20 protein-coding genes are annotated in these 23870 nt (G+C 72.4%); 11 read left to right on the top strand and 9 right to left on the bottom strand.

Annotated elements, in window-relative coordinates:
• Positions 1-20: 20 nt before the first annotated feature.
• Positions 21-278, bottom strand: coding sequence for a hypothetical protein (locus AB0K37_RS07220; RefSeq protein WP_363976139.1), 258 nt, complete (start codon positions 276-278; stop codon positions 21-23).
• Positions 278-1141 (bottom strand): mycothiol conjugate amidase Mca, encoded by an 864-nt coding sequence (mca, locus tag AB0K37_RS07215; protein WP_363976247.1) that lies wholly within the window; start codon positions 1139-1141, stop codon positions 278-280. Before mca ends, AB0K37_RS07220 begins: the two co-directional genes overlap by 1 nt.
• A gap of 201 nt (positions 1142-1342) precedes the next feature.
• Between mca and AB0K37_RS07210 the strand changes: the two genes are divergently transcribed.
• Complete coding sequence (locus AB0K37_RS07210) at positions 1343-1726, top strand: DUF4307 domain-containing protein (protein WP_363976136.1); 384 nt, start codon at positions 1343-1345, stop codon at positions 1724-1726.
• Between the two features lie 196 nt (positions 1727-1922).
• Complete coding sequence (greA, locus tag AB0K37_RS07205; RefSeq protein ID WP_179843970.1) at positions 1923-2423, top strand: transcription elongation factor GreA; 501 nt, start codon at positions 1923-1925, stop codon at positions 2421-2423.
• A gap of 73 nt (positions 2424-2496) precedes the next feature.
• On the opposite strand, the gene AB0K37_RS07200 is transcribed toward greA, so the two are convergent.
• Complete coding sequence (locus tag AB0K37_RS07200) at positions 2497-3003, bottom strand: Lrp/AsnC family transcriptional regulator (protein ID WP_345176931.1); 507 nt, start codon at positions 3001-3003, stop codon at positions 2497-2499.
• 128 nt (positions 3004-3131) lie between these two features.
• Here AB0K37_RS07200 and hppD point away from each other — a divergent pair, with 128 nt between their 5' ends.
• The 6 genes from hppD (at position 3132) to AB0K37_RS07170 (ending at position 10984) form a co-directional block, all read left to right on the top strand.
• Positions 3132-4223, top strand: a complete 1092-nt coding sequence (gene hppD, locus AB0K37_RS07195) for a 4-hydroxyphenylpyruvate dioxygenase (RefSeq protein WP_363976133.1) — start codon at positions 3132-3134, stop codon at positions 4221-4223.
• Between the two features lie 134 nt (positions 4224-4357).
• Entirely contained in the window at positions 4358-5152 is a 795-nt protein-coding gene (locus AB0K37_RS07190; protein WP_363976131.1) for an RDD family protein, read from the top strand.
• 97 nt (positions 5153-5249) lie between these two features.
• Positions 5250-6155: an RDD family protein gene (locus AB0K37_RS07185; protein WP_363976128.1), complete on the top strand. Its 906-nt coding sequence runs from the start codon at positions 5250-5252 to the stop codon at positions 6153-6155.
• Between the two features lie 80 nt (positions 6156-6235).
• The gene (locus tag AB0K37_RS07180) at positions 6236-7846 is read left to right on the top strand and encodes a M1 family metallopeptidase (RefSeq protein WP_363976125.1); all 1611 of its coding nucleotides are present in this window, start codon (positions 6236-6238) and stop codon (positions 7844-7846) included.
• 103 nt (positions 7847-7949) lie between these two features.
• Positions 7950-9425 carry a M1 family metallopeptidase gene (locus AB0K37_RS07175; protein ID WP_363976122.1) on the top strand — a complete coding sequence of 492 codons (1476 nt, stop codon included), beginning with the start codon at positions 7950-7952 and terminating at the stop codon, positions 9423-9425.
• A 137-nt stretch (positions 9426-9562) separates the two neighbouring features.
• Entirely contained in the window at positions 9563-10984 is a 1422-nt protein-coding gene (locus tag AB0K37_RS07170; RefSeq protein WP_363976119.1) for a M1 family metallopeptidase, read from the top strand.
• A gap of 90 nt (positions 10985-11074) precedes the next feature.
• Here AB0K37_RS07170 and ilvA read toward each other — a convergent pair whose 3' ends face one another.
• The 3 genes from ilvA to AB0K37_RS07155 are packed head-to-tail and all read right to left on the bottom strand — an operon-like array spanning position 11075 to position 14507.
• The gene (ilvA, locus tag AB0K37_RS07165) at positions 11075-12364 is read right to left on the bottom strand and encodes a threonine ammonia-lyase (RefSeq protein ID WP_363976116.1); all 1290 of its coding nucleotides are present in this window, start codon (positions 12362-12364) and stop codon (positions 11075-11077) included.
• A 23-nt stretch (positions 12365-12387) separates the two neighbouring features.
• Complete coding sequence (locus tag AB0K37_RS07160; protein WP_363976244.1) at positions 12388-13323, bottom strand: ROK family protein; 936 nt, start codon at positions 13321-13323, stop codon at positions 12388-12390.
• Positions 13324-13328: 5 nt separating this feature from the next.
• On the bottom strand, positions 13329-14507 hold the full coding sequence (locus AB0K37_RS07155; RefSeq protein WP_363976113.1) for an FIST N-terminal domain-containing protein: 1179 nt from the start codon (positions 14505-14507) through the stop codon (positions 13329-13331).
• 216 nt (positions 14508-14723) lie between these two features.
• Here AB0K37_RS07155 and AB0K37_RS07150 point away from each other — a divergent pair, with 216 nt between their 5' ends.
• Together AB0K37_RS07150 and AB0K37_RS07145 are read left to right on the top strand one after the other, a co-directional pair.
• Complete coding sequence (locus AB0K37_RS07150; protein WP_345177225.1) at positions 14724-16115, top strand: sigma 54-interacting transcriptional regulator; 1392 nt, start codon at positions 14724-14726, stop codon at positions 16113-16115.
• Positions 16116-16152: 37 nt separating this feature from the next.
• Positions 16153-18231 carry a hypothetical protein gene (locus AB0K37_RS07145; RefSeq protein ID WP_363976110.1) on the top strand — a complete coding sequence of 693 codons (2079 nt, stop codon included), beginning with the start codon at positions 16153-16155 and terminating at the stop codon, positions 18229-18231.
• A 15-nt stretch (positions 18232-18246) separates the two neighbouring features.
• Here AB0K37_RS07145 and AB0K37_RS07140 read toward each other — a convergent pair whose 3' ends face one another.
• The 3 genes from AB0K37_RS07140 to AB0K37_RS07130 all read right to left on the bottom strand — a co-directional run bounded on the left by AB0K37_RS07140 (position 18247) and on the right by AB0K37_RS07130 (position 21362).
• On the bottom strand, positions 18247-18792 hold the full coding sequence (locus AB0K37_RS07140; RefSeq protein WP_363976107.1) for a hypothetical protein: 546 nt from the start codon (positions 18790-18792) through the stop codon (positions 18247-18249).
• Between the two features lie 252 nt (positions 18793-19044).
• Entirely contained in the window at positions 19045-20079 is a 1035-nt protein-coding gene (locus AB0K37_RS07135) for an alpha/beta hydrolase fold domain-containing protein (protein ID WP_363976104.1), read from the bottom strand.
• A gap of 134 nt (positions 20080-20213) precedes the next feature.
• Positions 20214-21362: a cystathionine gamma-synthase gene (locus AB0K37_RS07130; RefSeq protein ID WP_363976101.1), complete on the bottom strand. Its 1149-nt coding sequence runs from the start codon at positions 21360-21362 to the stop codon at positions 20214-20216.
• 155 nt (positions 21363-21517) lie between these two features.
• Between AB0K37_RS07130 and AB0K37_RS07125 the strand changes: the two genes are divergently transcribed.
• The gene (locus AB0K37_RS07125) at positions 21518-23677 is read left to right on the top strand and encodes an MMPL family transporter (protein WP_363976098.1); all 2160 of its coding nucleotides are present in this window, start codon (positions 21518-21520) and stop codon (positions 23675-23677) included.
• The last annotated feature ends 193 nt before the right edge of the window (positions 23678-23870 follow it).

Raw genomic sequence — 23870 nt, 5'->3', positions numbered from 1 at the left:
GCGCCGGGGGCCCGGCCGGGTCAGGCGTCGTCGTCGGAGGCCTTGGCCGCCGTGCCGGCCTTGGCCGCCTTGGCCGCCTCGGCGCGCTCCCACTCCTGCTGCCTCAGGTCCGCCTCGCGGGGCGCCTGGATCTTCTTCATCTGCTTGCCCATCGACCGGATCAGCAGGACCGTCGCGGCCAGCAGGAGGAGGAACACCACGAAGCCGAGCATGCCGGGGCTGACCGTGTCGTCGTTCAGCGGCATGGCGTTCGGCGGCATGGCGTGGACGGCAGCCATCACAGACACACCTTCTCCCGGATGCCGGCGAACAGGTCGTCCTCCGGCAGTTCCGTGTCGACCAGGGACCTGGCCAAATGGTAGTCCTCGGTCGGCCATGCCTCGCGCTGGACGTCCAGCGGGACGACGAACCAGAACCCGTTCGGGTCGATCTGGGTGGCGTGGGCGAGCAGGGCCTGGTCCCGGGTCTCGAAGTGGTCGGCGCAGGGCACCCGCGTGGTGACCTCCCACCGGGCGCGCTCCTCGCCCTCCTCCTCGAAGCGCTTCAGCCAGTCGCCGTAGGGCGACTCGAGGCCGGCCTTCTCCATGGCGGCGTGCAGGGTGAGGATGCGCTCCTTGCTGAAGGTCATGTGGTAGTAGAGCTTCAGCGGCTGCCAGGGGTCGCCCGTGCCCGGGTAGCGCTCCGGGTCGCCCGCGGCCTCGAACGCCTCCACCGACACCTCGTGGCACTTCACGTGGTCGGGGTGGGGGTAGCCGCCCCTCTCGTCGTAGGTGAGCATCACGTGCGGGCGGAACTCGCGGACCGCGCGCACCAGCGGCTCGGCGGCGGTCTCCAGCGGCTCCAGCGCGAAGCAGCCCTCCGGCAGCGGCGGCAGCGGGTCGCCCTCGGGGAAGCCCGAGTCGACGAACCCGAGCCAGCGCTGGTCGACGCCGAGGATCTCGCGGGCCCGCGCCATCTCCGCCTCGCGGACCTTGCCGATGTCGGCCTTGACCTCGGGGCGGTCCATCGCGGGGTTCAGGATGTCGCCGCGCTCGCCGCCGGTGCAGGTGACGACGAGGACCTCGACGCCGTCGGCCACGTAGCGCGCCATCGTGGCCGCGCCCTTGCTGGACTCGTCGTCGGGGTGCGCGTGCACCGCCATGAGACGCAGGGGCTCGTCGCCGCCGCACGGCCGTTCGAGCGCCGCGCCGTCGAAGACGTCGGACGTACCGTCGATGACCTCGGACACTTGGGGGTCTCCCTCTCCGGACTGTTGAGCGGCCCCCGGTTCGAGGCACGCGCCATGACAGACGAGAATGAATTGTCCCTGACAACACCGAAACCCCGCACGAGGATTCCCGCCATGACGACGAGCGTGTCGAAACCAGCGGCTCCGGCCGAGTCCCGGCGGAGCCGCCTCGGCCTGGCGGCCGTCGGCCTCCTCGCGGCGGTGATGGCGGCCGGCTTCGGCATCCTCGCAGCGCACACGGGGCAGACGCCCGGGATCGTCCCGCAGACCGTCACCTACGACATCACCGACACGTCGGTCGAGATCAACTACACGGTGGCCAAGGGGAAGGACGACGACGTGCGCTGCACGGTGGACGCCTACGACACCGACTTCGCCGTGCTCGCGCAGAAGGAGGTGTCCGCCCCGCCCGGGACGTCCAGCGTGAAGGGGGCCGAGACGCTGCAGACGCCGCGGCGGGCCACCGGGGCCAGGATCCGCGACTGCCGCAAGGTCTGACGCCTGCCGCCACCGGCCGACCGATACGCCCGGTGAGTGACGGAACACGGTTTGGCGGATTGCGGACGCCGTGTTCAGGGAACCTTTACCCGCACACACCGGATAGGCTAGAGGTTTCACCCAGCCGCACTTCATGTCGATGTGACGCCCGCCCGCGGGGGCGGGTGAGATCGCACCATGTGGATGAGGAGTACCCGTGACCGAGACCCGCGCTGACAACGTCACCTGGCTCACCCAGGAGGCGTACGACCGGCTCAAGGCTGAGCTGGACCACCTGTCGGGCCCGGGCCGCATCGAGATCGCTCAGAAGATCGAGGCGGCGCGGGAGGAGGGCGACCTGCGCGAGAACGGCGGCTACCACGCGGCCAAGGAGGAGCAGGGCAAGATCGAGGGCCGGATCCTCCAGCTCCAGGGCATCCTGGAGAACGCCCGCGTCGGCGAGGCCCCTCGCACGGAGGGCGTCGTCGGGCCCGGCATGACCGTCACGGTCTCGTTCGAGGGCGACGACGAGGAGGTGACGTTCCTGCTCGCCTCCCGCGAGGAGGTCGGCGCCCCCATCGACGTCTACTCCCCGAAGTCGCCGCTCGGTGCCGCCATCGACGGCAAGAAGGTCGGCGAGAAGGCCACCTACAACCTCCCCAACGGCCGCTCGATGACCGTGGAGGTCCTCGACGCCACCCCCTACGGCGGCGCGTAGCCGTCGTCCCTCGACACTGCGGAGGTGAAGACCGCCGGGCGGATCCCGCCCGGCGGTCGTTGCTTGTGCGCCCCTACCCGGGCGCGCGTCCCCGGGGGGCCTCCGCCCGGGCGGGACCGGACACCGCGCGGACGAGGGGGAGGGTGCGGTACGGGATCTGGGTGGCGAGGGAGATCACCGAGGAGGCGCGCTCCACGCCGGCGACGTCCACGATCACGTCGATGACGCGCTGGAGGTCGGTGTTGCTGCGGGCGACGATGCGGCACAGCATGTCGCCGGGGCCGGTGATGGTGTGGGCCTCGATCACCTCGGGCACCTGGGCGAGCCGGGCCGCCACCGGGTCGTGGCCGCCCGCCTGCCGCAGCTGCAGCGTCACGAAGGCCGTCACCCCGTAGCCGAGCGCGGCCGGGTCGATCTCCGGGCCGTGGCCGGCGATGACGCCGTCCCGCGCGAGCCGGTCCAGCCGCGCCTGGACGGTGCCGCGCGCCACCCCGAGCCGCCGGGACGCCTCCAGGACGCCGACCCTGGGCTCGGCCGCGAACAGCTCGATCAGCCGGCCGTCCAGTTCGTCGATCGGCACGGCACCCTCCTGTGGTCGTGGTCACCATGTACAGAGCGACCGGTCAGATCACGTTTGTACTGTACAGATTGACCAGTGATTCCGCCCGCTCTTGCGCACCTTGCAGGCGTATGCCGAGATTAGGTGGCATGGATGAGTTTCCGGTCAAGGGTATGGACGCCGTCGTCTTCGCCGTCGGCAACGCCAAACAGGCCGCCCACTACTACTCGACCGCGTTCGGGATGCGCAGGGTCGCCTACCGGGGCCCGGAGAACGGCAGCCCGGACGAGGCGGTGCACGTGCTGGAGTCGGGCGGCGCCCGGTTCGTGTTCCGCGGCCCGGTGAAGGCGGGCACCGAGATCGGGCGGCACATCGCCGAGCACGGCGACGGCGTGGTGGACCTCGCGATCGAGGTGCCCGACGTCGAGCACGCCTACCGGCACGCGCTCGCGAAGGGCGCTACCGGGCTCGAGGAGCCGCACGTCCTCGAGGACAGGTTCGGGAAGGTGACGGTCGCGGCGATCGCCACCTACGGCGAGACCCGGCACACGCTGGTCGACCGCTCCAACTACAGCGGCCCCTACCTGCCGGGGTTCGAGCGCGCCGAGCCCATCGTGGAGCCGGTGGACAAGCGGTTCTTCCAGGCGATCGACCACTGCGTCGGCAACGTCGAGCGCATGGACGAGTGGGCCGACTTCTACCACCGCGTCATGGGCTTCACCGACATGGCGGAGTTCGTCGGCGACGACATCGCGACCGAGTACTCGGCGCTGATGTCCAAGGTCGTCGCGGACGGCACCCGCAAGGTGAAGTTCCCCCTGAACGAGCCCGCGGAGAGCAAGCGCAAGTCGCAGATCGACGAGTACCTGGAGTTCTACGGCGGGCCGGGCGTCCAGCACATCGCGCTCGCCACCAACGACATCCTGGCGTCGGTCGACCGGATGCGCGCCGCGGGCGTGGAGTTCCTGGAGAGCCCCGACTCCTACTACGAGGACCCGGAGCTGCGCGAGCGCATCGGCCAGGTGCGGGTGCCGATCGAGGAGCTGCAGAAGCGCCGGATCCTCGTCGACCGGGACGAGGACGGCTACCTGCTGCAGATCTTCACCAAGCCCGTCCAGGACCGCCCGACGGTGTTCTTCGAGCTGATCGAGCGGCACGGCTCGCTCGGCTTCGGCAAGGGCAACTTCAAGGCGCTGTTCGAGGCGATCGAGCGGGAGCAGGAGCGCCGCGGCAACCTGTGACGCCGCGGCACCGCGGCGAGCCTCGACGCCGCGGTGCCCGGACTCGGGGGACCCGGCCCCGGACGCGCCCGCGTCCGGGGCCGGTCGCCGCCCGGGGGACCGCGCGCCGCCCGCACCCGGCACACTGTGGGGCCATGAGCGAACCACCCCAGGACACCCCGAAGCCGGACAGCGGCTGGCAGCCCCCGGACCGGCCGCCGGGCGAGGCCCCCGCCTCGCCCGAACGCCCGCCGCCCTACCAGGGCTCCTACGGCGGGCCGCCGCCCCAGGCCGTCCCCGGGGCGGGGTACGGCCACCCCGGCGCGCAGCCGCCGCAGGCGCCGCCCGTCCCGGGCTACGGGCCTCCCGGCTACCACCACCCCGGCCCGCAGGGCCCGCAGGACATGACCGCCGGACGGCTCCTGCGGCTCGGCGCGGGAATCCTCGACAGCTTCGTCATCGGCTTCGCGGCGACGCCGGCCGTCCTGTTCTCGATCCGCTGGGACCGGGTGCGGGACATGGCCGAGTCCGGCGAGCCGATGACGAACCCGCTGGACCTCTACAACATCCCGCGCCTGGTCACCGGGTATGCGATCGCGTTCCTGCTGGGCTTCGCGTACTTCAGCGTCCTGCACGCCCGGTGGGGGCAGACGCTCGGCAAGAAGGCGTTCGGCATCCGGCTGGTGCGGGCCTCCGACCTGTCGGCGGTGAGCTGGGGGCAGGCGCTCGGCAGGCAGGCGTTCGTCTACGCCATCACCATCACGACGGGGGCGCTGAACCTCGTTACGCCCGTCGCGGGGATCCTCGGGCTCGTCGGTCTGCTCGACAACGCCTGGATCCTGTGGGACGAACGGCGCCAGGCGCTGCACGACAAGGTGGCCGGGACGGTGGTGGTGAAGGCGACGCCGTGGACGCCGAACCCCTACGCCCGCGAGCGGAACCCGTCCTGATCCCGGCCCGGCAAGGTTCGGCCACACGGGAGTAAACATTCCGGCTCCACCCGGGCGCGGCAGGGTTGGTCCGCGGTGACGCGGCGACCCTCACGGCATGACGCAACCGCCGCACGACCCCGCGTCCGGGCGAGAGCCAGAAGACGACCGGCCGCACGGGGAGCAGGAGCAGCCCGACCGGCCGGGCCCCTACGGCGGCCGGCAGCCGTACGGCGAGCAGCCACAGCCCGGAGGGCAGCAGCCACCCGGCGGCCAACAGGGGTACGGACAACCGGGGTACGGCCAGCAGCAGCCCTACGGGGAGCAGCAGTGGGGCGGGCAGCAGTGGGGGCAGCAGCCCTCTGGCGAGCAGCAGCCCTACGGGGATCAACAGCAGTACGGGCAGCAGCAACAGTACGGACAGCAACAGCAGTACGGACAGCAGCCGTACGGCGAGCAGGGCCAGTGGCAGCAGCAGCCGTACGGCGCCCAGCCGGGTTACGGGCAGCCGCACCCCGGCTACGGGGCGGGCGGGTACGCGCATCCTTCCGGGGAGCTGGCGAGCCGCTGGGCGCGGCTCGGCGGGGGCATCGTCGACCTCGTCATCATCGGCATCGTGACGGGGCTGATCTCGATCCCGTTCGTCAACTGGAACAACGTCGTCAACCAGGAGCCGGGCACCTCCATGTACGACGGCGCCCGGGTGGGGACGAACGCGATCAGCGTCGTGCTGGCCTTCTTCTACTTCTGGCTGATGCACGCGAAGTGGGGGCAGACGCTCGGCAAGATGCTGGTGCGGACGAGGGTCGTCCGGGCCGACGACGGGCAGGCGATCAGCACCGGCCAGGCCGCGGGGCGCTCCGCGTTCTACAGCGTGCTCGGCGGCGTCTGCGGGTGCATCGGCCTGATCGACGTCGCGTGGATCCTCGGGGACCAGCGCAAGCAGGCGCTGCACTGCAAGGTGGCGCAGACCGTCGTCGTGAAGGCGGACCCGTACCGGCCCAATCCCTACGCCCATCGCTGACATCTCCCTCGCCGGCGGGGTTCCGGCGCCGTCCGAGTTGCCGGGCGGGGTCCCGTCCGGGCAGGCTGGACGGCGTGCATATGGCCGGAAACTCACCCAGTCCCCGTCGTAACGGCCCGAGGGCCGTCCGCGGCGCCGCGTCGCGCGGCGTTCCGGGGCTGGCCGCCCTGGCGATCGCGGGGTCGCTGACCGCGGCCTGCCAGACCCCGTTCGACGACCCGGGCGCGTCCGGCCCGCCCAAGGGACCGGCGGTGAACGGCCCGGCGGGCCCGACGACCGCGGGCGACGCCTACGTGCCGGGCAACGGCAACGGCGGCTACGACGTCCAGCACTACGGGCTGAAGCTCACCATCACGCCGGACGGCCCGAAGCAGCTCGACGGCGTCGCGACGATCACCGCCAGGGCGACCGCGAGGCTCGCCCGGTTCAACCTCGACCTGACCGGCCTGGACGTGTCCTCCATCAAGGTGGACGGCGCGCCCGCGCGGCAGCAGCGCGGCGGCGGCGAGCTGGAGGTGACGCCCGCCAAGCCCCTGGAGAAGGGCAGCACCTTCACCACGGTGGTCGCCTACTCGGGGACGCCGCAGCCGGTGTCGGACCCGGTGCTCGGCCGGTACGGCTGGATCCGCACGTCCGACGGCGTCTTCGTGGCGTGCCAGCCGAGCGGCGCGCACACCTGGTTCCCGAGCAACGACCACCCGAGCGACAAGGCCACCTTCGACTTCGAGATCACGGTCCCGCAGGGGCTGACGGCGATCGCCAACGGCGAGCCGGACTCGCCGCCGCAGGACTCCTCCGGCGGCGGGGCGCCGGGCACGGGGACACCTCCCGGCCTTCCGGGCGGGCCGCCCACCGAGCCCCCGGCCACCGAGCCGACGGGCGGACCGGGCGTCGTGCCGGTCGCCCACCGCGCCGGGGCGGGCGCCACGACGACCTCGAAGTGGCGGGTCAAGGACCCGATGGCCACCTACCTGGCGACGGTCGACGTCGGCCGGTTCTCGGTGCGGACGGGCAGGACGGCCGGCGGCGTCCCCAACATCACCGCCGTGGACGCGACCACCTCCGGCGTGAACATCGACCAGTTCCACCAGCTGAACGGCCGGGTCGTCGACGAGTGGTCGAAGCTGTTCGGCCCGTACCCGTTCTCCTCGACCGGCGGCCTGATCGACAACGCCGACGTCGGCTTCGCGCTGGAGACGCAGACGCGGCCGGTGTACGGGGCGTTCGGGCTCCAGCCGACGATCGTCGCGCACGAGCTGGCGCACCAGTGGTTCGGCGACAGCGTCAGCCTGTCGCGGTGGCAGGACATCTGGCTGAACGAGGGCTTCGCGACCTACGCCGAGTGGCTGTGGGACGAGAAGACCGGCGGCCAGACGGTGCAGGAGCACTTCGACGAGGCCTACAACGGCATCGGCGGCGAGGAGCTGTGGGACGTCCCGCCCGGCGACCCGGGGCGCAAGCAGATGTTCGGCCGGTCGGTGTACGACCGGGGCGGCATGACGCTGGTCGCGCTGCGCGCCCGGGTCGGCGAGGACGTGTTCTACAAGATCCTCCAGACCTGGACGAAGGAGCACCGGCACGCCTCCGGGACGACGAAGCAGTTCATCGCGACGGCGAACCGGGTGTCGGGCAAGAAGCTGGACGCGTTCTTCGACGACTGGCTGTACCAGAGGGGCCGCCCGTCCAAGTGACGGGGCGGCCCCGGTCCGCTGCGGGCCAAGGCTCGGCAAGGAGTGCGGAAAGCCCGGCCGGTCCCCGGCCCGGCGGGACGGGCGCTCCACCAGCATCGGCCTGATGAACGGGCCTTCTCGGCGGACGACCGCGACCCTGGCCGTCGCGTTCCTGGCCGGGTCGCCCGGCGCCGCGTCCGCGTCCGCGGATCCGGACGCCGCGGCGGAGCGGCGGGCGGCCGCACCTTGTCCACAGCCCTTGCCGCCCGCCGTGCCGCCGTCGCCGGTCTGCGCCACGCCCTCCCCAGGAGCGGCGGGCTTGGGCGACCCCTACTTCGAGGGGGCGGGCAACGGAGGGTACGACGTCGTCCACTACGACGTCGCGCTGGCCTACGCGGGCGTCAGGACGGGATCGGTCGACGCGGCGGTGACCGTCACCGCGACGGCCGCCCAGGACCTGTCCGCGTTCGACCTCGACTTCCGCGGCCCGCAGATCACCGCCGTCGCGGTGGACGGCCGGGAGGCGCGCCACCGCCGCGCGGGCCGGGAGCTGGTGATCACGCCCGCGGAGCCGATCCGCGCCGGGCGGACGTTCCGGGTCGCGGTCCGGTACTCGGGCAGGCCGTCGCCGGTCGGCGACAAGACCTACGGCGCCTACGGGTGGATCCCGAGCAAGGACGGCGCGGTCGTCGCCTCCGAGCCGGACGGCGCGTCGACCTGGCTGCCGGTGAACGACCATCCCCGCGACAAGGCCACGTACGCGTTCCACATCACCGTCCCGAAGGGCCTGCACGCCGTCGCGAACGGGCGGCCCGGCCCGGTCCGCACCGGCGGCGCGACCGCCACCTACGAGTGGGCCGAGGACGCGCCGATGGCGAGCTATCTGGCCACGGTGGCCATCGGGCGGTTCCACACGCGGCGGACCGAGGTGGACGGCGTCCCGGTGATCACGGCCGTCGATCCGGCGTTCCGGTCGGCCGCCGGGCGGCTGGAGAGCACCACCGTCAAGGTGATGCGGTGGGCGGCGCCGATCTTCGGGCCTTACCCGTTCGCGACGGCGGGCGGCATCATCGACGACCCGAAGCTGGGCTACGCCCTGGAAACGCAGGAACGTCCCGTCTACGGCGGATTCGCGCCGGACGACGGCTTCATCGTCCACGAGATGGCCCACCAGTGGTTCGGCGACAGCGTCGGGCTGCGCGACTGGAGCGACATCTGGCTGAACGAGGGCTTCGCCACCTACGCCGAGTGGCTGTGGCGCGAGCGCACCGGCAGGGACTCGGCGAAGAAGATCTTCCAGCGGTACCACGCGCTGCCCGCGGGCTCGCCGATCTTCAGCCCGCCGCCGGGCGCGCCGGGCGCCGCGAAGATGTTCGGCTTCTCCGTCTACGTCCGCGGCGCGATGACGCTCCAGGCGCTCCGCGAGCGGGTCGGCGACAGGGCGTTCTTCACGATCCTTCGGACGTGGACCGCCGAGCACCGCCACTCCACCGCCACGACGCCGCAGTTCACCGCGCTGGCCGAACGCGTGTCGGGCCAAAGGCTCACGACGCTGTTCCAGACATGGCTCCATTCGGAGACCAAACCGCTGAGTTGGTGACCGGATGCTGTTCCCAGCCGCAAAAACCTCACCTGACAAGCAGATTCGATACCAAATCGCGCTTGTGCGGGCTCGCTCCACGAGAAAGTCTTGAGCGCGGTCATGACGGTCAACCGACGCTACCGAGGACGAGGTCGATGAGCAGAACCCCCAGAGCGCTGGCGGCCGTGACGCTGGGCGTCGCGGCGAGCCTCGCGGTGACCGCGGCGCCCGCCGGCGCCGCCGAGCGGTTCACCCCCGGGGCGCCCGGCGCGGGCGACCCCTACTTCCCCGACATGGGCAACGGCGGCTACGACGTCGCCCACTACGACATCGGACTGAAATACGATCCCGCGACCAAGGGGATCCAGGCGGTGACCCGCGTGACGGCGCGGGCGACGCAGAACCTGTCCCGGTTCGACCTGGACTTCCTCGGCCCGCTGAAGATCTCTTCCCTGAAGGTCGACGGCCGCGACGCGACCTACGCGCGGACGGGTGCCCAGGAACTGGTCGTCACCCCTCGCAAGGGCATCCGGAACCGCCGCGCCTTCACCGTGACGGTGGCGTACTCCGGCGTTCCGCAGACGATCAACGACGACGCGCTGGGCGTGTCCGGCTGGGTGCCGACCCCCGACGGCGCGGTGATGCTGAACCAGCCGTTCGGCGCCGCCACCGTCTACCCGGTCAACGACCACCCGACCGACAAGGCGACCTACACCTACACGCTGACGGCCCCGAGCGGCCTCACCACGCTCGCCAACGGCGACCCGAGCGGCAAGCGGACCGCGGGCGGCTGGACGACCACGCGCTGGGACGTCCGCAACCCGATGGCCAGCGAGCTCGCCATGATCGCCATCGGCCGGTACGACGTGGTCACCGGACGGACGAAGGCGGGCATCCCCAACCTGACCGCCACCGACCGGGCCATGGCCATCAAGCCCGAGGACGCGAAGAAGTTCCACGACCAGACCGCCGAGGTCACCGACTTCCAGAACGGGCTCTACGGCCGCTACCCGTTCACCTCGACGGGCGGGATCGTCGTCAAGGCCGGCGTCGGCTACGCGCTGGAGACGCAGGGCCGCCCCGTGTACGACCTCGGGCGCCGTCCGGGCGGCATCCCGAGCACCAGCCTGCTCGCGCACGAGCTGGGCCACCAGTGGTTCGGCGACTCGGTGTCCCCGGCCAAGTGGGCCGACATCTGGCTGAACGAGGGCTTCGCGACGTACTCGGAGTGGATGTACGCGGCGGCGCACGGCGGCCCGTCCGTCCAGAAGCAGTTCGACGACACCTACGCCACGCCCGCGAGCGACGGTCTGTGGACGGGCAGGGTCGCCGATCCGGGCCGCGACCACATCTTCGACGGGCTCGTCTACGACCGCGGCGCGATGGCGGTCCACGTGCTCCGCACGAAGATCGGCGAGCGGGCGTTCTCGGAGCTGCTGAAGGCGTGGCCGGCGGCCTACCGGTACGGCAACGCCTCCACGAAGGAGTTCGTGCGCTTCGCCGAGCGCCTCTCCCGCAAGGACCTGGACGCCTGGGCCAAGGCCTGGCTCTACTCCGAGGGCAAGCCCTCCCTGTAGGACCCTCTTCGCCGCACCCTCACGCCGAGCCGGCCGCGTGGCCGGGGCCTGTCTCGAACGGGCCCCGGCCACGCGCGAACGCGTGACCTGCTAGCTCAGCGTGAGGGTGTAGCCCTTCTCGCGGAGGCGGCCGATGACGTCCTCGGAGTGGTCGGCCCCGCGGGTCTCCAGGTGCATGAGCACCTCGGCCTCCTCGACGTGGAGGCGGGCCGCCATGCGCTCGTGCATGACGTCCAGGACGTTGACCCCCATCTCGGCCAGCTCGCTCAGCAGGGTCACCAGGGCGCCCGGACGGTCCTTCAGCCGGCAGCGCACCACCAGGTACCGCCCCGCGCCCGCGAGCCCGTGCCGCAGCACCTTCGACAGCAGCAGCGGGTCGATGTTGCCGCCCGACAGCAGCACCACGACGGGCGGCTCGACGGCGTAGGCGTGCTCCAGCAGGGCCGCGACGCCCGCCGCGCCCGCGGGCTCGACGACCTGCTTCGCGCGTTCGAGGCAGAGCAGCAGGGCCTGGGAGATCGACTCCTCGGTCACGGTGACGACGGCGTCCACCAGCTCGGTGAACATGGCGTAGGTCAGGCGACCGGGACGGCCGACCGCGATGCCGTCCGCCATCGTGCGCTCGATCCCGATCTGGGTGGGCTTGCCCGCCGCGAGCGAGGGCGGGAAGGCCGCGGCCCGCTTGGCCTGCGCTCCGACGAGCTTGACGTCCCCGCCGCCGGTCTCCTTCGCCAGGCCCTTCACGGCCGCCGCGACCCCGGCCAGCAGCCCGCCGCCGCCCACCGGCGACACGATCGTCCGCGCCTCCGGGCACTGCTCCATGACCTCCAGGCCGATCGTGGCCTGCCCCGCGACGACGTCGGGATGGTCGAACGGGTGGATGAAGACCGCGCCGCACTCGTCCGCGTACTCCTGCGCGGCGACGAGGCACTCGTCCACGGTCGGCCCCGGGAAGACGACCTCCGCGCCGTAGCCGCGTGTCGCGGCGATCTTCGGCAGCGGGGCGCCGACCGGCATGAACACCGTGGCCTTGCAGCCGAGCATCGAGGCGGCGAGCGCCACGCCCTGCGCGTGGTTGCCCGCGCTCGCCGCGACCACCCCGCCCGCCCGCTCCCGCTCGCTCAGCCGCGCGATCCGCACGTACGCGCCCCGGATCTTGAAGGAGCCGGTGCGCTGCAGGTTCTCGCACTTCAGCAGGACGGGCCCGCCGATCTGCTCCGACAGCGCCCGGGAGGGGATCAGCGGCGTCGGCACGGCCACCCCGCCCAGCAGCTCCCGGGCGGCGCGGACGTCGTCGACGCCGACGGAGGCCGGGCCGGCGCCGCTCGTACTCGCTCGCGGGGGGCCGGCCCCCCACACCCCCCGGGCCGCTTCGCTCATGCGTTCATCCTTGCATGCCCGACTTATCCGGCACTCCAATAACGATCTTGGGCGTAGACCAGGGCGGCGGCGCCGACCAGGCCCGCGGTCTGCCCGAGCTCGGCCGGGACGATCCGCAGGCGCCGCGCGAACTCCATCCGCGCGTGCTCGCCGAACGCCTCCTCCAGCGGGTCGAACAGCAGCCGCCCCGCCTGCGACAGCCCCCCGCCGATCGCCGCGACCTCCAGATCGCACAGGTGCGTCGCGGACGCGATCGCGATGCCGAGGGCGCGGCCGGCCCGGCGCATGGCCGCGCCCGCCACCGGATCCCCGCGGCGGGCGTCCTCGGTCAGCTCCACGCCGGTGGCGTCCGCGCGCCCGGGCCTCCAGCCCTGCTCCCGCGCCCACGCGACCAGCCCCGGGCCGCGTGCGACCGCCTCCAGGCAGCCGCGGCCCCCGCAGCCGCAGGGCGGCCCGCCGGGCTCGACGATGACGTGCCCGATGTGCCCGGCGTTGCCGCTGGCGCCGTTCACCAGGCGCCCGCCGAGCATGAGCCCGCCGCCGACGCCCGTCGACACCACCATGCCGAGGACGTTCTCGTGCCCGCGCCCCGCGCCGAGCCAGTGCTCGCCGATCGCGACGCAGACCGCGTCGTTGTGGATGCGGACGGGCAGTCCCGGATACCGGGCGCGGAGCCGCTCGCGCAGCGGGAAGCCCCGCCACGCCGGGATGTTCAGCGGGGACACCTCGGCGGCCGGCCAGGTCATCGGCCCGCCGCAGCCCACCCCGACGCCCGCGAGGGGCGGGTCCCCGGCGTCCGCGGCGAGCTTGGCGAGCAGCGCCTCCAGCGCACGCCACAGCTCCTCGCCGTCGACGCCCGGCGCGTTCGGGGTCGGGGCCCGGTCGTGCGCGGTGACGCGCCCGTCGGGCTCGACCAGCGCGGCGGCGAGCTTCGTCCCGCCGATGTCCACCGCGAGCACGGCGCTCAAACGCCCTCCTCGGCCCGGCCGAACGCGAGGATCGAGGCGGTGAAGCCGTGCACGTGGTTGCGCCCCGCGACCGGGCCGATCTCCCCTGCCGCGAAGAACCCGCCCACCCCCGCGGGGCCGAAGGCGCGGTCCAGCACCTTGGCGTCGTGGTCGGAGTCGGGGAACATCGCCTGCCCCCGGCCGTTGCAGGAGATCAGCAGCGCGCCCTCGACCGGCGCGAGGTCGAACCGCTCCAGCAGCGCGGCGAGGTCCTCCTCGGCGGCGCCGGCGTCCCGGACCTGGAACCGGACGGTGCGCCCCACGTCCACGACGTCGCCGATCGCGATGGCGCCGGTGTCGGTGTCGGCGCCCACCACGCCGCGCACGAGGAAGTCGCCGTGCTCGTGCTCGTCGGCGTACTCGTCCATCGCGACGCCGATCAGCAGCCCGCGCCCGGCGAGCTCCTGCTCCTCCTCCGGCAGCCCGAGGACGATCTGCTCCAGCTTCTCCAGCGCCGGCACCCCCGCCAGCTCGTACAGGACGTTCTCCTCGGCCCTCGTCACCACCATGTCCGGACCGATCGGGCGGGCGCCCTGGCTGACCACCGTGGCGGCGGCGACGGCCCCGCCGATCACCACGCCGACCGCGCCCTCCCGGTAGACCTCGCCGCCGACGAACAGCCGCGCCTCGCCGTGCCCGGTCTCGCCGAGCCCGCTGCCCTCGGCCAGCCCGCCGACCAGCGGCAGCCCGGGCAGCGCCTCGTCCGAGCGCTCCACGAACGCGTCCACCGGGAAGCTGAACGGATCGGCCAGCAGCACGCCGACGACGTCGTCGTCCTGGGCCTCCGGCATGCCGACCACGATGAGCCGGTCGTCGCCCTTCAGCGTCTCCAGCCGGAACGGGTCGAGCCGCGCGCCGGGCAGCACCGCCGCCCACGCGCTCACCGCGCCCCGCTCCTCCACGCCGCGCCCGGCCCCGATCACGCCGGACGCGCTGCACCCCAGCACCAGCGCGGGACCGGCCGCGCGCTGCGCCGCCTGCGCGGCCTCCTCGACCTGGTCCGGGTCGTCGCCGGTGACGAACACGCACACCAGGTCGGGCGCCGCGCTGAGCGGCGCGAGCGCCTGCTCGACCGCCGTCGCGGCGGCGCTGGACAGATCGGGTCCGAGGGCCAGGCCATCACCGAATCGCGCCATCGGCGCCGCCTCCCTCACTCCGTTCGCCGGGTCGCTTCACACCACCAGTCTCCCCCTCCGCGACCGTTCCACCCAAACACCGGACGAGACGGGATCGGACGGGCGAATCCCCGGCGGGGGTGCGATCGCGCGGACCGGCGACGTAGTGTCGGTCGCGTGCGTTCAACCACACCACGTGAGTCCTCCTCCGACGAGTCCGCACCCCGTGATGCGACGCTGGGCGCGCTGCGCGCCGGCGGCCACGTGCGGCTTCCCGTCAAGGCCGAGATCCGGCGCAACCTGCTCGACCGGCTGAGATCCGGCGAACCGCGTTTCCCCGGCATCCTCGGATTCGACGAGACCGTCCTGCCCCACCTGGAGCGCGCCCTGCTGGCCGGGCACGACCTGGTGCTGCTGGGCGAGCGCGGGCAGGGCAAGACGCGGCTGATCCGCACCCTCGTCGGCCTGCTGGACGAGTGGACGCCGGTGGTGGCCGGCTGCGAGATCAACGACCACCCGTACGCGCCGGTCTGCGTGCGGTGCCGCCGGCTCGCCGGCGAGCTGGGCGACGAGCTGCCCGTCGAGTGGAGGCACCGCGACGACCGCTACGGCGAGAAGCTCGCCACGCCCGACACCAGCGTCGGCGACCTCATCGGCGACGTCGACCCGATCAAGGTGGCGGAGGGCCGCACACTCGGCGACCCGGAGACCGTGCACTTCGGGCTCGTCCCCCGCACCAACCGCGGGATCTTCTCCATCAACGAACTGCCCGACCTCGCCGAGCGGATCCAGGTCGCGCTGCTGAACGTGCTGGAGGAGCGCGACGTCCAGGTCCGCGGCTACGCGCTGCGGCTGCCCCTCGACGTGCTGCTCGTCGCGTCCGCCAACCCCGAGGACTACACCAACCGGGGCCGGATCATCACCCCGCTGAAGGACCGCTTCGGCGCCGAGATCCGCACCCACTACCCGCTCGAACTGGACGCCGAGCTCGCGCTGATCCGCCAGGAGGCCGACTTCGCCGACCTCGGGGGACTGCCCGCCGAGGTGCCCGACCACATGATCGAGGTGATCGGGAGGTTCACCCGGCTCGTCCGCGAGTCGACGGCGGTGGACGCGCGGTCGGGCGTGTCGGCGCGGTTCGCGCTCGCGGGCGCCGAGACCGTCGCCGCGGGCGCGGTGCGGCGCGCGGCGCTCACCGGGGAGGAGAACGCCGTCGCGCGGGTCTGCGACCTGCCCGCCGTCGTTCCGTCGCTGATGGGCAAGGTGGAGTTCGAGGTCAGCGAGGAGGGCCGCGAGCAGGAGGTGCTGGAGCACCTGCTGCGCCGCGCGGTCGCCGAGACCTACCGCCGTACGCTCGGCGCCGCCGACCTCACCGGCCTGCTCGACAAGTTCGACTCCGGGGAGAGCGTGGAGTCGGGCGAGCTGGTGCCGGCGCGCGAGCTGCTGCGCCGCACCGGCCACGTGCCCGGCCTCGCCAAGATCATGGAAAGGCTCGGCATGAGCGGGGAGTCCCCCGGGCAGGCCGCGGCGGCGATCGAGTTCGCCCTGGAGGGGCTGTTCCTCACCCGGCGGCTCTCCAAGGACGTCGCCGAGGGACGCTCCGACGGGACGGCGACGTACCGGACGTGACGCCGCGTCCCGAGGTGTCCACGCGCGAGGGGATCCGATGAGCCGATACCGCTACGGCGCCTACGAGGACGGGCCCGACCCGCTCGCGCCGCCCTACGACGTCCGCGACGCGCTGGACGCCGTGGGCGACTCGGTGCTGGACGGCGCCCGCCCCGACGACGCGCTCCGCGAGCTGCTGCGCCGCGGCCTGCCCGGCGCCCAGGGCCGCCGGGGCCTCGACGACATGCTCCGCCAGGTCCGGGAGCGGCGCCGCGCGCTGCGCGACCGGGGCCGCCTCGACGGGACGCTGGAGCAGGCCCGCGCGCTGCTGGACACCGCGATCGGGCAGGAGCGGGCCGAGCTGTTCCCCGACCCGGGCGACGACGCCAGGCTGCGCGAGGCCGAGCTGGACACGCTGCCGTCCGACACCTCGCAGGCGATCCGGCGGCTGTCGGACTACGACTGGCGCTCCGCCGCCGCCCGCCGCACCTTCGAGCAGCTGAAGGACCTGCTGCGCCGCGAGGTCCTCGACGCGCAGTTCCAGGGCATGAAGCAGGCCCTGGAGAACCAGGACCCGGCCGCCATGCAGCGGGTCAAGGACATGATGGCCGACCTCAACGCGATGCTGGAGCGGGACGCGCGCGGCGAGCACACCCAGGACGACTTCGACCGGTTCATGGGCGAGTACGGGGACATGTTCCCCGACGACCCGCAGAACCTCGAAGAGCTGGTCGACTCGCTGGCCCGCCGCGCCGCCGCGATGGACCGGCTGCTCGCCTCGCTCAGCCCCGAGCAGCGCGCCGAGCTGGCCGGGCTCATGGAGCAGGCCATGCAGGACGCGGGCCTCGCCATGGAGATGACGCGGCTCGGCGACGCGCTGCGGGCCCGCCGCCCCGACCTCGGCTGGGGGCAGTCCGAGCAGATGACCGGCGAGAACCCGCTCGGCGTGGGCGACGCCACGACCGCGCTGGCGGAGCTGGCCGACCTCAGCGAGCTGGAGGCGGCGCTCGGGCAGGACTACCCGGGCGCGCGGCTCGACGACATCGACGAGGACGCCGTCCGGCGGGCCCTCGGCCGGCAGGCCGTCGACGACCTCGCCGCGCTGCGCCGCATCGAGGCCGAGCTGGAGCGGCAGGGCTACCTGCAGCGGCGGCGCGGGAAGCTGGAGCTGACGCCGAAGGCGGTGCGGCGGCTCGGCGAGACCGCGCTGCGCCGGGTGTTCTCCCAGCTGGCGTCCGGCCGGCAGGGCGACCACGACCAGCGGGACGCGGGCCAGGCGGGCGAGCTGACCGGCTCCAGCCGCGAGTGGCGGTTCGGCGACGAGCAGCCCCTCGACGTGGTCCGGACGGTGAGCAACGCGATCCGGCGCAGCGCCATGGAGCGCGGAGCCCCCGCGACCGGGACCGGGGAGCTCGGCGCGGGCCTCGTCCCCCCGCAGGCGGGGGCGGAGGTCACCGAGCGCGTGGGCACGTCCGGCGCCGTGGCGGTCGGCGGGAACGGCGCGCGGCGCCCCAACGGCGTGCGGCTGAGCGTCGACGACTTCGAGGTGCACGAGACCGAGCGCCGCACCGGCGCCGCCGTCTGCCTGCTCGTCGACCTGTCCTACTCGATGGTGCTGCGCGGGACGTGGGCGGCCGCCAAGCAGACCACGCTGGCCCTGCACTCGCTCGTGACCAGCAAGTTCCCGCAGGACGCGATCCAGATCATCGGCTTCTCCAACTACGCGCGGGTGCTGCACCCGACGGAGATGGCGGGCCTCGACTGGGACATGGTGCAGGGCACCAACCTGCACCACGCCCTGATGATCGCCGGACGGCACCTGGACCGGCACCCCGACTTCGAGCCGATCGTCCTCGTCGTCACCGACGGCGAGCCCACCGCGCACCTGCGGCCGGACGGCCGTTCGCTGTTCGACTACCCGCCGTCCACCGACACGCTCGTGCTCACCCTCGCGGAGGTCGACAAGATGACCCGGCGCGGCGCCTGCATGAACTTCTTCATGCTCGCCGAGGACCGGCGGCTCGTGTCGTTCGTCGAGGAGGTCGCCCGCCGCAACGGCGGCCGGGTCTTCGCCCCCGACGCCGACCGGCTAGGCGAATACGTCGTCAGCGACTACCTCAGAGTGAGGCGGGCTTAATCGCGTTTGGCCAGCTCAGCCGTTCCAGACCATCAGGGCGAGGATCACCAGCCAGATAAGCGCGACGACGCCGGAAATGGCGGCCAGCCGCCCCCGCTCCACCTGGGCGATCTCGCCGGTGCCGGCCGCAGGTCCCAAGGCGGCGGGGGCCTCGGCCTCCGTCGCGCCGCCCTCGGCCTCCCCGGCCTCCTCGGCCGCGGCGGGACGGACCTGGACCGCCGCGGGCGTCGCCTCGGCCGCCGCGACCTCCAGCAGATGCACCGCCTTGCGCTGATCGCGCTCGACGATCAGCAGCAGCACCAGCGCGACGACGAACAGGGTCATCGACACCGTCAGCCACACCTCGGCGAGATCGCCCTTCGCCAGCCCGAGCCCGATCAGGAAGATCCCCAGCGTGCCGAGCCCGTAGATCTGGGTGGTGCGGTGGAGGTAGCGCACCACCGTCACGTTGCGCTTGCGGATGTAGCGGGGGGTGGACATCGTGGCGGCGGTCAACGGCCCGAGCGTGAAGATCGCGAACCCGATGTGCAGGATGAGCAGGATGCGGTCCGAAGTCGACATGAGCCGACCTTAGTCCGCGCCACCCTGAGCCTCACCGCAACCACACGGCGACCTCAATGGTTGCGATCGCGTCCGAAGGCAGATTCGAGCGAAGCGAGAATCTGATCGCGCAGCGAGCCGCAAGGCGAGTCGGAGCGATGCCAGCGATCGCCCGCGGTGCCCGACGATGGAGGGCCGTCAAGGCCCGAAGGAGGAGAGCACTGCGATAGACACAGCAGGGCCGCCAGGCCCGAAGGAGGAGAGCACCGCCAACTACCCGTTCAGGCGCTTCTTGAGCCAGGCCAGGATCGTCGGGTAGACGCCCTCGTCGCCGAGCATGTCCGAGGCGTGCATGTCGCCCTCGACGGTCTTGACGGTCGCCGGGACGCCGGCGGCGCGCAGCGCGCCCGCCAGCCCGGTGCTCTGGGTGACCGGGACGAAGTCGCCGGTGGCGTGCATCAGCAGCATCGGGGCGTCGCCCGCGGAGACGTGCGTGACGGTGCTGGCGTCGTCCAGCCTCGTCCAGCAGTCCGGGTCGGCGGTCGCACCGGGCTCGCAGTGGACGAGGCCGACCACGGCCCGCCGCAGCTTGCGCTTGGTGAACGTGGCGTCCGGCTTCGCGCCGTCCTGGAAGGCCAGGAAGGGGTTGTTCGGCGGCGACAGCGCGACCACGCCGCGGACCTGGCTCGTGCCCGTCCCGAACGTGCCGAGCTGCGTCGCGAGGTGCCCGCCGGCCGACGAGCCCATGACCGCGATGCGGTTCGGGTCGACGTGCCACACCTGGGCGTGCTTCTTGATGAAGTCGAGGGCCGCCATGGCGTCGTCGCGCTGGGCGGGCCACTGCGCCTTGGGCGCGAGCCGGTAGTTGGCCGACAGCACGACGAAGCCCTGCTCGGTCAGCCGGCGCGCGAAGTACTTCCAGCCGCCGCCCTTGTCGCCCTCCAGCCAGTAGCCGCCGTGCAGGAGCAGCACGGCCGGGCGCGGCGTGGCGCGCGGGCCCGGCTTGCGCCAGTAGGCGTCGATCTTCTGGGCGGGCAGCTTGCCGTAGGCGTAGGTGCGGAACAGCGGGAGCTGCGGCGTCACCATGACCGCCTGCGCGGTGACGGTGCCGTCCGGCTCCCCGTCCGCGCCGGCCGGGCCGCCCTCCGTCGGCGTCGCGGACGGCGCCGACGGCGACCCGGTGCCGGGGGCCCCGGTCTCCGGCACGCCGGAGGGGGTCCCCGACGGCGACTCGGTCGGCACGGACGGAACGGACACGCTGGGCGTCGGCGCCGGCTCGTTCGCGTGGGCTCCCACGGGAACGGTCACGGCGGAGACACACGTCGCGGCGAACGCCGCCCCACAGACCAGTACTTTGCGCACCCCGGGCCCTTTCTTCACGAACCTGGCGCGCCGAGTATAGATGTTTTGATCAAGTCCGGTGGGGAATGGTCAACCGATTCTCAGGAAAGCGCCTGCTCCAGATCGCGGAGCAGGTCGGCGGCGTCCTCGATGCCGACCGACAGTCGCACCAGGTCGGCGGGCACTTCCAGCGGCGACCCGGCCGCCGAGGCGTGCGTCATCCGGCCCGGGTGCTCGATCAGCGACTCGACGCCGCCGAGGGACTCGCCGAGCGTGAACAGCTTCGTCCGCTCGCAGACCCGGACGGCGGCCTCCTCCGACTCCATCCGGAACGAGACCATGCCGCCGAACGCCTTCATCTGCTTGGCGGCGATCTCGTGGCCCGGGTGGTCGGGGAGCCCGGGGTAGAGGACCTGCCGGACGGACGGGTGCCGCGTCAGCAGCTCCACGACCCGCTCCGCGTTGGCGCAGTGCCGGTCCATCCGCACGCCGAGCGTCTTGATGCCGCGCAGGGTGAGCCAGGCGTCGAACGGGCCCGCGACGGCGCCCATCGCGTTCTGGTGGAACGCCAGCCGCTCCCCGAGGTCCGCGTCCGCGGCGATCAGCGCGCCCCCGACGACGTCGGAGTGGCCGCCGATGTACTTGGTGGTGGAGTGGACGACGACGTCCGCGCCGAGCTCCAGCGGCCGCTGCAGGTAGGGGGAGGCGAAGGTGTTGTCGACGGCCAGCAGCGCCCCGGCGTCGCGGGCGACGGCGGCCAGGGCCGCGATGTCGGCGACGCCGAGCAGCGGGTTGGTGGGCGTCTCCACCCAGATGATCTTCGTTTCGGGCCGCACCGCCGCCCGCACCGCGGCGATGTCGCCGAGCGGCACCGGGTCGAACTCGACGCCCCACGGCTGGGCGACCTTCGCGAACAGCCGGTACGTCCCGCCGTAGGCGTCGTTGGGGACGATGACGTGGGCGCCGGGCTTGCAGACCGTGCGCAGCAGCGCGTCCTCGGCCGCGAGCCCGGAGGCGAACGCCAGCCCGCGCGCGCCGCCCTCCGTCTCGGCCAGGCATACCTCCAGCGCGGTACGCGTCGGATTGGCCGACCGGGAGTACTCGTAGCCGCCGCGCAGCCCCCCGATGCCGTCCTGCTTGTACGTCGAGACCTGGTAGATCGGCGGGACGACCGCGCCGGTGGCCGGGTCGGGCTCCTGCCCGGCGTGGATGGCCAGGGTCTCGAACCCCCGTTGAACCTCGTTGTCCATGGGTACGAGGCTATCCACTCCCCGCCCCTCCTAGAGGAGGAGAGTCTCCCCCGGAGGTATCACCCCGCATTTCGGCGCTGCGGGTGACCCCTGCGCCGTGTCCGGTCTCTACTGTTTTACGGGTATCCCTACGACCGTGAATTAAGGAAGCCCCCATGTTCGCTCGGCTCGCGCGCTTCGTCGTGAGACACCCGTGGTGGACGATCGTGGCCTGGCTCGTGGCCGCGGTTCTCATCATCGCCCTCTCCCCCAAGCTCACCACCGAGTCCGACCAGGGCGACTTCCTGCCCTCGAAGTACGAGTCGGTGCAGGCGCTCAAGATCGCTGAAAAGGCGTTCCCGCAGCAGGAGGACACCTCCTCGCTGATCGTGGTGAAGCGCTCCGACGGCCAGGCGCTGACGGCGCAGGACACCGCCAAGGTGAACGAGGCCGCCAAGTCGCTCAACGCCAAGAAGCCGCCGACCGTCCTCGGCTTCGCGACCGGTCCGCAGGCCGTCGCGCCCAACAAGGCCGTCCAGGTGATCATGGTGCCGATGAAGGGCACCTCGATGGACGACAGCAAGAAGCAGGGCGAGGCGGTCAAGCAGATCCGCAAGGACCTGCCCACCCTGCTGAAGGACAGCGGGATGGAGGCCAAGGTCGGCGGTGACGTGGCCGGCTTCGTCGACAACGAGGACTCCTTCAACAAGTCCTTCGAGATCGTCGGCATCGCCACCTTCGTGCTGATCATCGGCCTGATCCTGCTGATCTTCCGGGCCCCGCTGGCGGCGATCTTGCCGATCATCGTCATCACCGTGACCATGCAGGTCGCGATGGGCCTGATCGGCACGGCCTCGAAGATCTTCGGGTTCTCCGGTGACGACAGCCTCAGCACCATCATCCTGATCGTGCTCTTCGGCATCGGCGCCGACTACTACCTGTTCCTGATGTTCCGGTTCCGCGAGCGGCTGCGGGCCGGCGACGACAAGAAGACCGCGATGATCACCGCGGTGGAGCGGGTCGGCGAGGTCATCTCCTCGGCCGCCGCCGCGATCGCCGTGACGTTCCTGGTCCTGCTGCTCGCGACGTTCGGCGTCTTCAGCGCCTGGGGCCCGTCCCTGGCCATCGCCGTCGTCGTGATGGGAATCACCTCGCTGACGCTGTTCCCCGCGCTCGTCTCGCTGCTCGGCACCGCCGTCTTCTGGCCGTCCAAGGCGTGGAAGAAGCAGCCGAAGGGCAGGTTCTCCACGGCCATCGGCCGCGGCGTCGGCAAGCGCCCCGCGCTCGCCGCGGCGGCGTCCGGGCTCGTCCTGGTCGTGCTGGCGCTCGGCACCCTCGGCTTCAAGGCCGACTACGACTTCGCGGCCGGCTTCCCGCAGGACACCGAGTCCGCCCAGGCGACCAAGGACATGGAGAAGGGCTTCCCGCCCGGTCTGACCACCCCGGTCCAGGTGTTCATCAAGAGCCAGAACGGGCAGCCGGTCGGCCAGCAGCAGCTCCAGGAGTTCAGCAAGGCCGTCGAGAACGCGCCCGGCGTCGGCAGGGTGCAGCCCCCCGTCCCCGGCCAGGACAAGTCCGTGGCCCGGGTCGACCTGGTGCTGAAGCTCAACCCCGCGTCCAACAAGGCGATCAGCCTGGTCAAGGACGACCTGACGCCCGCCGTCCACAAGGCGGCGCCGGAGGGCACCCGCGCCTACGTCGGCGGATCGACGGCGATCTTCTCCGACATCAACACGGTCAACAACCGCGACCTGTCGGTGATCCTGCCGGTGGCGGCGGTGCTGATCGCGCTGATCCTGGCGCTGCTGCTGAGGTCGGTGGTCGCGCCGCTGTACCTGGTCGTGGCCGTCCTGCTGGGCTTCGCGGCGACGCTCGGCTCCGCGGTGTACGTCTTCCAGGGCGCGATGGGCGAGGCCGGCGTCACCTTCCAGCTGCCGATCGTCCTCTACCTGTTCGTGCTGGCCATCGGGACCGACTACAACATCCTGATGACGGCGCGGCTGCGCGAGGAGGCCAAGGAGGGCCACGAGCCGCGGAAGGCCGCGGCCCTGGCCGTCCAGCACGGCGGCCCGACGGTCGCCGCGGCGGGCCTCATCCTGGCCGGCACGTTCTCGGTGATGATGCTCGCGCCGGTCTCGATGCTCCAGCAGATGGGCTTCTCGGTGGCGATCGGCATCGCGCTGTCGGCCTTCGTGATGTCCACCTTCCTGGTTCCGGGCCTGACCGCGATGCTGGGCCACAGGGCCTGGTGGCCGGGCCACGGCGACGAGCCGAAGAAGCAGCCGCGGCCGAACGACACGCGGGAGGACTTCGCCCCGACCGGGCACCGCGGCTAGCGGCGCCCCCCGAGACGTCGGGTCGCGGGGGCCGGCCCATAACGCCGCCCACCGGCCGGGCCCCGCGACCCGACACCTGAACGGCCGAGCGCCTGGAGATCACCGATCTCCAACGGTCCCGCCCCGGCGAGGTCTCCCCGTCACACGATTTGACTTAGCTCTATTTTAGAGAGACTCTTGTAGAGAGAGGCTT

This window comes from Actinomadura sp. NPDC049753 (assembly GCF_040674655.1).
Lineage (GTDB): Bacteria > Actinomycetota > Actinomycetes > Streptosporangiales > Streptosporangiaceae > Spirillospora > Spirillospora verrucosospora.
The sequence above is the reverse complement of the archived record's forward strand: the minus strand, read 5'-3'. Positions and strand labels throughout refer to the sequence as shown.

Bases quoted from the DNA above. Each gene is read 5' to 3' on its own strand.
- AB0K37_RS07220 (WP_363976139.1), bottom strand. From the start codon at position 278: ATGGCTGCCGTCCACGCCATGCCGCCGAACGCCATGCCGCTGAACGAC.
- mca (WP_363976247.1), bottom strand. From the start codon at position 1,141: ATGGCGGTGCACGCGCACCCCGACGACGAGTCCAGCAAGGGCGCGGCC.
- AB0K37_RS07210 (WP_363976136.1), top strand. From the start codon at position 1,343: ATGACGACGAGCGTGTCGAAACCAGCGGCTCCGGCCGAGTCCCGGCGG.
- hppD (WP_363976133.1), top strand. From the start codon at position 3,132: ATGGATGAGTTTCCGGTCAAGGGTATGGACGCCGTCGTCTTCGCCGTC.
- AB0K37_RS07190 (WP_363976131.1), top strand. From the start codon at position 4,358: ATGAGCGAACCACCCCAGGACACCCCGAAGCCGGACAGCGGCTGGCAG.
- AB0K37_RS07185 (WP_363976128.1), top strand. From the start codon at position 5,250: ATGACGCAACCGCCGCACGACCCCGCGTCCGGGCGAGAGCCAGAAGAC.
- AB0K37_RS07180 (WP_363976125.1), top strand. From the start codon at position 6,236: ATGGCCGGAAACTCACCCAGTCCCCGTCGTAACGGCCCGAGGGCCGTC.
- AB0K37_RS07175 (WP_363976122.1), top strand. From the start codon at position 7,950: ATGAACGGGCCTTCTCGGCGGACGACCGCGACCCTGGCCGTCGCGTTC.
- AB0K37_RS07170 (WP_363976119.1), top strand. From the start codon at position 9,563: ATGAGCAGAACCCCCAGAGCGCTGGCGGCCGTGACGCTGGGCGTCGCG.
- ilvA (WP_363976116.1), bottom strand. From the start codon at position 12,364: ATGAGCGAAGCGGCCCGGGGGGTGTGGGGGGCCGGCCCCCCGCGAGCG.
- AB0K37_RS07155 (WP_363976113.1), bottom strand. From the start codon at position 14,507: ATGGCGCGATTCGGTGATGGCCTGGCCCTCGGACCCGATCTGTCCAGC.
- AB0K37_RS07145 (WP_363976110.1), top strand. From the start codon at position 16,153: ATGAGCCGATACCGCTACGGCGCCTACGAGGACGGGCCCGACCCGCTC.
- AB0K37_RS07140 (WP_363976107.1), bottom strand. From the start codon at position 18,792: ATGTCGACTTCGGACCGCATCCTGCTCATCCTGCACATCGGGTTCGCG.
- AB0K37_RS07130 (WP_363976101.1), bottom strand. From the start codon at position 21,362: ATGGACAACGAGGTTCAACGGGGGTTCGAGACCCTGGCCATCCACGCC.
- AB0K37_RS07125 (WP_363976098.1), top strand. From the start codon at position 21,518: ATGTTCGCTCGGCTCGCGCGCTTCGTCGTGAGACACCCGTGGTGGACG.